We start from the raw sequence: 8696 nt of genomic DNA, 5'->3' as shown, positions 1-8696 counted from the left end.
TGAGGTGTGCCTGCTGGATTATTGCGTGACGTGCAATCACGCGCATTTGTTGGTGGACGCCGAGGATCGGCTCGAGGTCAGCCGGTTCATGCAAGAAGTGGCAAGTGAGTTCGCGCGGGAATACAACCGGCGCAAACGGCGGCTCGACGCATACTGGGGCGACAATTTTCACGCCACGCTGGTCGAATCGGGCGAGCATCTGTGGCGGTGCCTGTGCTACATCGAATTGAACATGAACCGTTGCGGCGTGGTGAGCCACCCGTCTGAATGGGAATGGCTGGGTACCATGAGATCATGGGGATGCGTCGACGGTATCGGTTAATAGACCTGGATCGGTTGTGCTGGCGCCTTCGTGTCGATGACCTTGGGCTGTTGCGACGCAATCTGGAAGCAAGCCTTGTCGAGCGGATCGCGGGAGACCGGATGCGGCGAGAGCCGCAATGGACAGAAAGCCTGGCGGTCGGAAGCGCGGATTTCGTGCAGCGAGCCAAGCCACTGATCCTGGGGCGGCGGCAAATCGTGATCGCTCCGGGCGCCGAGGGAAGCTGGGTGCTGCAGGAATCGGCGCCCCTTACAGCGTGAAAACAGGCTGAAAAAACGTCTCTAAGGCGTTAAAATTGACCAGAATTTCGCGTATGACCTTGACCCCCAGAAACTTGCCCAGGCGACGGTTGGAGAAACCCTCTTTTATGTCTTAACATGAGCACTTGTCTTTGTAAGAGGCGAAGAATAAAACGGATACTTTACTCTTCTATCAACGCGATTTTCGTTGGAGTTTTATATCTTTTTATGTCCTCCGGGTGCGTGTCGCGAAGTTCCGAAACTGGTGTGGCGGCTGTGTTAGAGATTCTCAAGACCTGCCCGTCGTTATATCAGGCCGACATCCACGATCGAGAGCTAAAAACTGAAATCCTTTCTGGTTATTTTAGAATCTCCAATATAGATCCTGAAATAGTTCGACGGGCGGTGAGCCAATATTTAAAGCAAAACGTCGAGGATCGCACATACAATGTTCAAGAAATGTTTAAACTCCACGTCCTTAATCGGATTCTCTTCGATGTTCCAGACTGGGCACAAAGCAATGAGGTTGGCGCATTTGGCGGTTGGATTGGTATTCCGAAGCGGAACGGAGAAGTAAATTTGTCTTGGCCAGTCCAGGAGATCGACGGTGAATTTGAATTTATCAGTTCTAACGTTGGATACTTGGGTGAGATGTACATGGCAGTTGAAGAATTTGACTATTTTCGAAAAAAGTATGGCTTCCGGGTAAAATCGGAAACTCGTCTGAAATGATAATTCCCGCCACCCCACCGAGAACCGCGGCGCCTCCACTTCGAAACATCCCAAGCGAGCCGGTCTCTGTTGTAATCCTCAGTGTCACATCTAATTTTTGTACTTTTGCGTGCGGCGGGTGTGAGGAGTTGAGAGCGTGAATGATTGGGAATTGGCTGAGGCGGATCGGGTTTTAGTTTAGAGTGGGCTGCATGGGCAGGACGCTACGGATTGAGCGAGCCGGGGGATGGTATCACGTGACCCGGCGCGGGAATGAACGCAGAGAGACTTTCGAGATGACCGGTGACCGGTCGCATTTCCTGGAGTTGTTGTCGGGGATGGCGGTCGCTGCCGGATTAAAGGATTACGGGACCGCTTCGTCAGCCCTTCGCCGCTTTGAACGATTGTTGACCAAAGCAGTCGAACAGGCACCTTGGAAATTACTTTGTGAAAAGTACAAAAATCAGATGTGACACTGAGCGTCCCGCATTGCAGGCGACAGTTGGAGAAACCGCCGGGAAGGGCATTGCTGGATTTGCGATCTTGAGTAGAATTGCGGCATGAGCATTCAGGAGATTAAAGCGGAGTTGGAATCCCTGCCAGTGGATGAGCGGCGGCGATTGGCTGCGTTCCTGGTTTCGTTGAGGCACAGAGATCTTGCTCAGTATCGTGCACGTATGGCGCGTACCATTGATGATCGCTCACCTGAAAAGTGGGTGACTCTTGAGGAGTTGGATCGGCGACTAGATTCTTGAGCCAATGGATTACGAGCTGTTGGTCACGATTGAAGTGATGGAGTTTGTTGAGCGCCTTCCGCGCAGGACGGGACGAGCCATAAGAGACGCCATGCACGCGATAAGGAGGGATCCTCTTGGAAACAGTGAGGCCGAGGACCGTGATGAGATCGGGCGTTTGCTTCATATTGCGTAGTTGGGGATTTCGCGCTGACTTATTGGATTGATGACGCTGATCGACATGTGAAGATTCTCGACATCCACGCCGCGGACTGGTGAAACGTCGAACAATAAAGTGTTCTCTCCGGTGTCGCCACGACAAACGGTTCCGCTATCTCGGCGCAACCCACGCTCATTCCGGAAAGCAGACACACCTCTCTTGCTTTCATTGAAGCCATACTGACTAGCCTGCCGAAGCGGTTGCCGTTTGGGTTCATGACCGCTACCGTTGGCGCAGGACAAAGGACATTCGCGAGAGGCTTGCAGCGCAGCCGTTCTTCCCTTTTATGGTCCGTTTTCTCAGGCAATGCTTGCCTCTCACGCCGCCAAAGCGTACGTCCAATGCATGCAACGTTCTCTTGTCATGACCGTCATTGGAAAAGACCGCCCAGGTCTTGTGGAATCGGTTGCGAGCATGGTTGCCCGGCACGGCGGCAACTGGCTCGAAAGCCGCATGTCGAGACTGGGCGGACAATTTGCCGGGATCGTTCACGTTGCCGTTCCAACCGATCGCGAGTCATCGCTCGTCGCGGATTTGCAATCGCTCGGGCGCGACGGTCTCACTGTGGTCGTGAAGGCGGATCAAGCGGATCGAACGAAACCTGCGGAAATCGTGCGGCAACTCGAGGTAGTGGGACAAGATCGGCCGGGCATTGTCAGCCAGATCACGCAGGCACTTGCGGGATTCGGAGTGAATGTTGAGGAGCTCGAAACGGAATGCGCGAGCGCGGCGATGTCGGGCGAAATGCTGTTCAAAGCGCGCGCGCGGTTAAGCATTCCTCACACGTGCAATCTTTCCGAACTGCGGCGCACGCTGGAAAAGATTGCGTCGGACCTGATCGTCGACGTGTCGCTTGAACCCGCTGCCTGATTGGCAGAACATCTCAAACCTTGGCTACTCGTATTTTCGATGGGTGACAATTTCAAGCTCGCGGCGGATGTGATTGCCGCCGCTGAAGCAAAGCCGGCAGACCAGGCGCTGCGGCAGGTGCTGAAGGCGCATCGACAGCTGCCGCCATGGGATGCGGCCGAAATCAGCCAGATCGTCTTTGCGTTTTACCGATGGCAGGGTTGGATCAGGGAAGCGGGAGACCTGGAGGCGCAACTGCGCAGGGCTCGGGCGCTTGCGCATCAATTCGATCGCAAGCCCGACGGGATTCCGCTGGCGGAATTGCGCGAGCGCGCGGTGCCGTCGTGGGTTCACGAACAGGTCGCCGTGAGTGAGGCCTGGCTGAAGTCGTTGCAACAGCAACCACGCCTGTGGCTGCGGGCGCGAAAGGGGCAGGGGAGCGGACTCGCGCGAACCTTGCAACATTGTGAACGCGCGGGCGACGGGCCGCTGTCTGACACTTTGGAATACCAGGGCGAGGAGGATTTGTTTCGTTCAACGGCCTTTCACGCGGGTGATTTTGAAGTGCAGGATATCAGTTCCCAGGCGGTCGGTTTCATTTGCGACCCGCTGCCGGGCGAGACCTGGTGGGACGCCTGCGCGGGCGAAGGCGGAAAGTTGTTGCACCTGTCCGACTTGATGGAGAATCGCGGTTTGATCTGGGCAAGCGACCGGGCGGATTGGCGTTTGAAAAATCTGAAGCGCCGCGCGGGGCGTGCAAAGGCCTTCAATTATCGAGCGGCGCCCTGGGATGGCGGCGCGAAACTTCCTACAAAGACCAAATTCGATGGCGTGCTCGTGGACGCGCCGTGCAGCGGGGTTGGGACGTGGCAGAGAAATCCGCATGCCCGGTGGACGACCGAGTTGAACGATGTTGCGGAACTGAGCGCGGTCCAGGTTCGGTTGTTGGCGCACGCGGCGCAGTCAGTGAAGCCTGGCGGGAAGTTGATTTACTCGGTCTGCACGTTGACCCGGGCGGAGACTGACGACGTGGCAGATGCGTTTGATAAACAGGCGAAGGATTTCGAGCCACTGCCGATGCGGGATCCCCTGGGAATTCTCGAGGCGCCTGCGTCGCGCATCTGGTATTGGCCGCAGGAATGCAGGGGCAACGGAATGTATGTGGCGGCGTGGCGGCGTAAAAGCGCGTCCTGATGGACGCGTTTTGGAACGAGTCCTGTCCGGCTTACTTGTTTTTCGGGCCGCGACCCACGCCCCAAATCAGCCAGAGGGCGAGAGCGACGAGGAGAACGAGCCACCACAACCGCACGATGCTGCGCGCAGCGCCTTCAGCAAATTTGAATGCCGCTGGAAAGATCAGCGCGAGCACCGCCAGCACGATGAACAGGGCGATGACCTGCAGGACCAGGCGGAAGCGCGGGTTCATGGACGCCGATTTTCAAGCTCGCTGATCGGCAGCATGACTTTGCTGTCGTCGCCACCCACCACGAGCGGCGAAATGCCGTCCCATTTTTCCACGATCTGCAATTGGATGAACGCTGGATTTTCCCGAAGCGCTTTGCCCCGGATGGAAATGGCTTCGCCGTCGCCGCGGGCTTTGATGATCACGGTTTGCGCCTCGATTTCAGCCTGGCGTTGAACGAACTTTGCGCGCTCTGCTTCCTCGCGCTGCGTCATCTTCTGCTCGATGGCCGTGTTCAATTCAGGCGACAGGGCGAGATCGGAAATGGTGAGATCCTCAATGGCGACGATGGGACCCGATTCCGCATGCGCACCGATTTTCTTGCGAGTGAGTTCGAGCGCCTCGAGTTTGATGGTCTCACGATTCTGCACAATCATCTCCGCGCTCTGTGTTGAAGCCACTTCCTTGAGCGCTTCCACGACGCGCGGCGCGATCAGCGTGGTGAACGGGTCGCCGTCATAAAACTGGAACAGGCTGACGACCGATCCCTCGGGAACGCGATAGAGCACGCGCAGCCGAACGTTCACCTGTTGCAAGTCTGATGAATACAGTTCGGAAGCCATCTCCTCCGTTTGCTGGCGAATGCTGACTTGGTGGATGCGTGTGATGAAGGGGGGCTTCACGACCAATCCTTCGTGTTCAAAGACGGGCGCGACTTTCCCGAGCGTGACTCGCACGCCGCGATGGCCGGGTTCGACGACTTCGGTCGCCTGCGAAGCGGCGAGGACGAGGATGAAGATGAGGAGGCCGCCCAGGATGAACCCGGCGAGTTTTCGGCCAGGAATGTAGAGTTCGCCGCGGCGAGGGCTGTTGGAGTAATTCATCGGTTTGCCTCCGTCAGGCGGACGCTGCTGTTGGTTGAAGTGAAATCCTCGCGGGACAGGGGAAGGATCATGCGTGCTCCTGACGCTTCATTGCCGACCACGCGCGGAGCGCGGCCATTCCATTTCCGAACGATTTCGAGGTCGATCAATTCGGGGTTCTGCGCCAAAGCTTCGCCGCGAATGCTGATCGACTCCGCTTCGCCCTTGGCGCGGACGACGGCGATCTGCGCGTCGATTTGCGCCTTCTGCTGTTCGAACACGGCTTTGTTGGCTTCCTGCTCCTGGACCATCTTGCGTTCGATTGCTGCTTCGAGGTTTGCCGACAGGGCGATGTCCTCAACAACAACATCCACGATTGTGAGGAGATTGCCGATCTTGTGGCGCGCGCTCTCGAGCGTGCGGCTCTTGATTGTTGCGCGGTCCTGGACAATCTGCTGTGCGGTGTGTTCCTTCGTGACTTCCTTGATGGCTTCGTCAACGCGGGGCTGGATCAGGCTGGTGAACGGGTCGCCCTTGAACTGCTGGTAAATTTGAACGGCTGAAACTTCCGGGATTCGATAGAGGACTTTCACCCGCGTGCGAACTTCCTGAAGATCCTTTGAGATCACGGCGGAATCCATTTCCTCCGTCTTCTGGCGAATGCTGACGGGGACGATCGTTGTGACGAAGGGTGTTTTCAGGCCGAAGCCTTCGGGTTTGGATTCGGGCGAGACTTTTCCGAGCGTCACGAGAACGCCGCGATGACCCGCGGGGACGATGTAGGTGCCCGATGCGAGGCCTACAATCAGCGCCAGGATCAGAATCCCGATGCCGACAAGGCGGGCTATGGATGGAGTAGGCATAATCTATTTCTTAACACTTTGCAGGGGCGGCGCACGACACAAATCAAGGTGGCCAGCCGCTTCTGATGGTTTAGCGAACCACGCGAGTCGCGTGAGCCATTGAAAACAAATGCCGTCAAAGCGGCCTGAACGCGGCGCCTCGTCAGGATTGCGCCATCTTCTGTTGCACCGCTTCCGCCATGGTGTTGACGTTTTGAAGCACCACTTTGGCGGCGGCGGGATCGGGGATCTTCAAACCAAAATTCTTGTCCAGCGCAACCACGAGTTGCAGGGCGTCGACGGAATCCAAGCCCAGCCCGCCTGGCCCAAACAGCGGGAGGTCGTCCGCAATTTCGGCTGCCGTGATCTGCAGCATGAGATTATCCACCATCAGTTGCTTGATGCGTTCCTTCAGAGCTTGTGCGTCTTCCATGTCAAAAAATTCCGCCGTCGACTTTGAGGACTGAGCCTGTGACGTAACTCGCATCGGCACAAGCCAGAAATCGGACGACTGCGGCTACTTCCTCGGGTTTTCCGAATCGGCGCATGGGAATCCGGGCCTGGGCGGCCTGGCGTTCCTCCGCGCCCATGCCCGACAGCGCTTCCGTGGCAATGTAGCCGGGGCAAACAGCGTTCACAGTGATGCCGATGCGCGCCACTTCTTTTGCCAGGGATTGTGTCAGGGCCACCACCCCTGCCTTGGCGGCGGCGTAATTCGTCTGGCCTGCGGGAGCGAGCAGGGCGCTCAGGGACGCGATATTCACGATGCGTCCGCCGCGTTGCGCAATCATTGGCTTGATCACGGCCTGGCAACCCAGAAAGGTCGCATCGAGATTTGTGGTCATCACGGATTCCCACGCGGCTTCGGTCATCGTGGCGAGAAGGCTGTCGTCGTGGCGGCCCGCATTGTTCACGAGCACGTCGATGCGCTTGTGGTTTTGCAGGATGCTGTCGATTGCCAGCTGCCACGCGGCGGCCCGGGTGACATCGAGATGAATGCATTCGCAGCGCGCTGGAAATTCCGTTGCGAGCGCGTCCGCGCCGTCGCGCCGCGTGTGCACGCCGAGGCACAGAAAGTTTGAGGGCGATTCGGCAAGGAAGGCGCGGGCGATGGCCTGGCCGAGGCCGCCATTGGCGCCAGTGATCAGGATGATTCGCGAACTCATGGTTTCTCGTAGCGAACAAATTGCGCGGCGATCGCCTGTTGGTTGGCGCCGACGACATTGACCGTCGCGGCCGAACTGCCCCCCTGTTGCAGAGCGTCGACAGCGGCGACACATTGCCAGGCAGCGGCGGCCATGTAACCTTCCCCGAGCAGGGACTTCACGGACACGCGCTGCTGGGTCCAATCGCTCCACGCGGCGGATTCGTCGCGATCGGCGCGTGCGATTCCAAGGCGGCTGTCGAACAGGATTTCGTTCTGTCGATGCAGGGCTTTCATTTCGTTGCGCACAGCCTGAACCGCTTCCGCGCGTGATCGATTGCCATGAAATGCTTCCGCATCTGTGACGCAGCTGAGGCGGACTTCAGATGGATCGGATGCTGTAATAACGGACTTCAAGTAGAGCGCTCCGGCGCCATCGCTGATGATCGCGCTGCGTTCGAATCGACGCGTTGCATCGGCGAGCAGCCAGTCCATTTCTTCCGCGCCGATCACGAGGCATCCATCGACACGGCCTTGCGCGAGCCAATCCGCGGCAAGCGCGATGCCCTGCACGAAGGTTCCGGGATCGCCGACGATCGTGTAATTGATCGCGAGCGTGCCGAGCAGCGAAGCGAGGTGACTTGCGGGCGAGTTGAAAACCGTTTCCGGAAACACGAGCGGGCTGGCCGTTGAAGGGTCGTTGAGGACTTCACTGTAGAACCGGCGCGAGTAATTGACGCACCCGGACATCGCGCAAAAGACAATGCCGAGCCGGAACCCCTGGGCAACTTTTTGTGCGTCGGTTCCGAGAGCTTCGAGCGCTGCGGCGACGACATAGCGGGCAATGGGGCTGGTGCGGCGGAGTCGCGCGTGACTGAGGAATGCGGGACGGGTGGCAGGCGGCGGAGTTTGCCGCACCGTGAGCGGATGTTCCCATCCTGGGCGCGCGAGCTTGCATGGGGGAACGGGTTGTCCTGCAGCCAGGACCTGTCGCAATAGCGGCACTCCCCAGCCTGCGGGCGAAATTGCGCCGATTCCCTGGATGCAAATGGCAGGCGGCGAGCTGTTCATTTCCACCTCTTGAGGACGAGTGTGGCGTTGGCGCCGCCAAAACCAAACGAGTTGGTTAAGGCCATTTCGAACCGCGCGTCCTGCGGTTCACGAACGAGCGGAAATGTGCAAACGGCTTCAGGCGTTTGCAGGGTTGATGTCGGCGGCAACCATTGTCCTCGCAAAGCCATCAGGCAAACAACGGCTTCAACCGAACCCGCGGCACCCAGCAAGTGGCCGATGCTGGATTTGGTCGAACTGACGCGGATGGCGGACGCCGCGGCGCCAGCCCAACGATTGATGGCGGCGGCTTCCGCGCT

General features: G+C 58.2%; 12 protein-coding genes. 5 read left to right on the top strand and 7 right to left on the bottom strand.

What is annotated here, in order from left to right; genetic code table 11:
• From VEH04_10595 to VEH04_10575, 5 genes are all read left to right on the top strand, one after another.
• Positions 1–322: transposase (locus tag VEH04_10595; protein ID HYG23220.1), on the top strand; the 322-nt coding region annotated here is incomplete at its 5' end.
• Positions 301–582 (top strand): hypothetical protein, encoded by a 282-nt coding sequence (locus tag VEH04_10590; protein ID HYG23219.1) that lies wholly within the window; start codon positions 301–303, stop codon positions 580–582. The genes VEH04_10595 and VEH04_10590, both read left to right, overlap by 22 nt.
• A 255-nt stretch (positions 583–837) precedes the next feature.
• Positions 838–1293, top strand: a complete 456-nt coding sequence (locus tag VEH04_10585) for a hypothetical protein (GenBank protein ID HYG23218.1) — start codon at positions 838–840, stop codon at positions 1291–1293.
• A 1278-nt stretch (positions 1294–2571) separates the two neighbouring features.
• On the top strand, positions 2572–3096 hold the full coding sequence (locus tag VEH04_10580) for an ACT domain-containing protein (GenBank protein ID HYG23217.1): 525 nt from the start codon (positions 2572–2574) through the stop codon (positions 3094–3096).
• 39 nt (positions 3097–3135) lie between these two features.
• Positions 3136–4269, top strand: a complete 1134-nt coding sequence (locus tag VEH04_10575; protein HYG23216.1) for an RsmB/NOP family class I SAM-dependent RNA methyltransferase — start codon at positions 3136–3138, stop codon at positions 4267–4269.
• Between the two features lie 31 nt (positions 4270–4300).
• On the opposite strand, the gene VEH04_10570 is transcribed toward VEH04_10575, so the two are convergent.
• The 7 genes from VEH04_10570 to VEH04_10540 all read right to left on the bottom strand — a co-directional run.
• Positions 4301–4501, bottom strand: a complete 201-nt coding sequence (locus tag VEH04_10570) for a hypothetical protein (GenBank protein HYG23215.1) — start codon at positions 4499–4501, stop codon at positions 4301–4303.
• A complete protein-coding gene (locus tag VEH04_10565; GenBank protein ID HYG23214.1) occupies positions 4498–5361 on the bottom strand; it encodes a prohibitin family protein in 864 nt (287 codons plus the stop codon). Before VEH04_10565 ends, VEH04_10570 begins: the two co-directional genes overlap by 4 nt.
• Complete coding sequence (locus tag VEH04_10560) at positions 5358–6203, bottom strand: prohibitin family protein (GenBank protein ID HYG23213.1); 846 nt, start codon at positions 6201–6203, stop codon at positions 5358–5360. Before VEH04_10560 ends, VEH04_10565 begins: the two co-directional genes overlap by 4 nt.
• 142 nt (positions 6204–6345) lie before the next feature.
• On the bottom strand, positions 6346–6615 hold the full coding sequence (locus VEH04_10555; protein ID HYG23212.1) for an acyl carrier protein: 270 nt from the start codon (positions 6613–6615) through the stop codon (positions 6346–6348).
• A gap of 1 nt (position 6616) precedes the next feature.
• Complete coding sequence (locus tag VEH04_10550; protein HYG23211.1) at positions 6617–7348, bottom strand: SDR family NAD(P)-dependent oxidoreductase; 732 nt, start codon at positions 7346–7348, stop codon at positions 6617–6619.
• Positions 7345–8397, bottom strand: a complete 1053-nt coding sequence (locus VEH04_10545; protein HYG23210.1) for a hypothetical protein — start codon at positions 8395–8397, stop codon at positions 7345–7347. The genes VEH04_10550 and VEH04_10545 overlap by 4 nt, the downstream gene beginning before the upstream one ends.
• Positions 8394–8696: beta-ketoacyl-[acyl-carrier-protein] synthase family protein (locus tag VEH04_10540; GenBank protein HYG23209.1), on the bottom strand; the 303-nt coding region annotated here is incomplete at its 5' end. The genes VEH04_10540 and VEH04_10545, both read right to left, overlap by 4 nt.

Source organism: Verrucomicrobiia bacterium (genome assembly GCA_035629175.1).
GTDB lineage: Bacteria > Verrucomicrobiota > Verrucomicrobiia > Limisphaerales > DASXHY01 > DASXHY01.
Note: the sequence above shows the minus strand (reverse complement) of the source record. Positions and strands in the feature narration are given on the sequence as shown.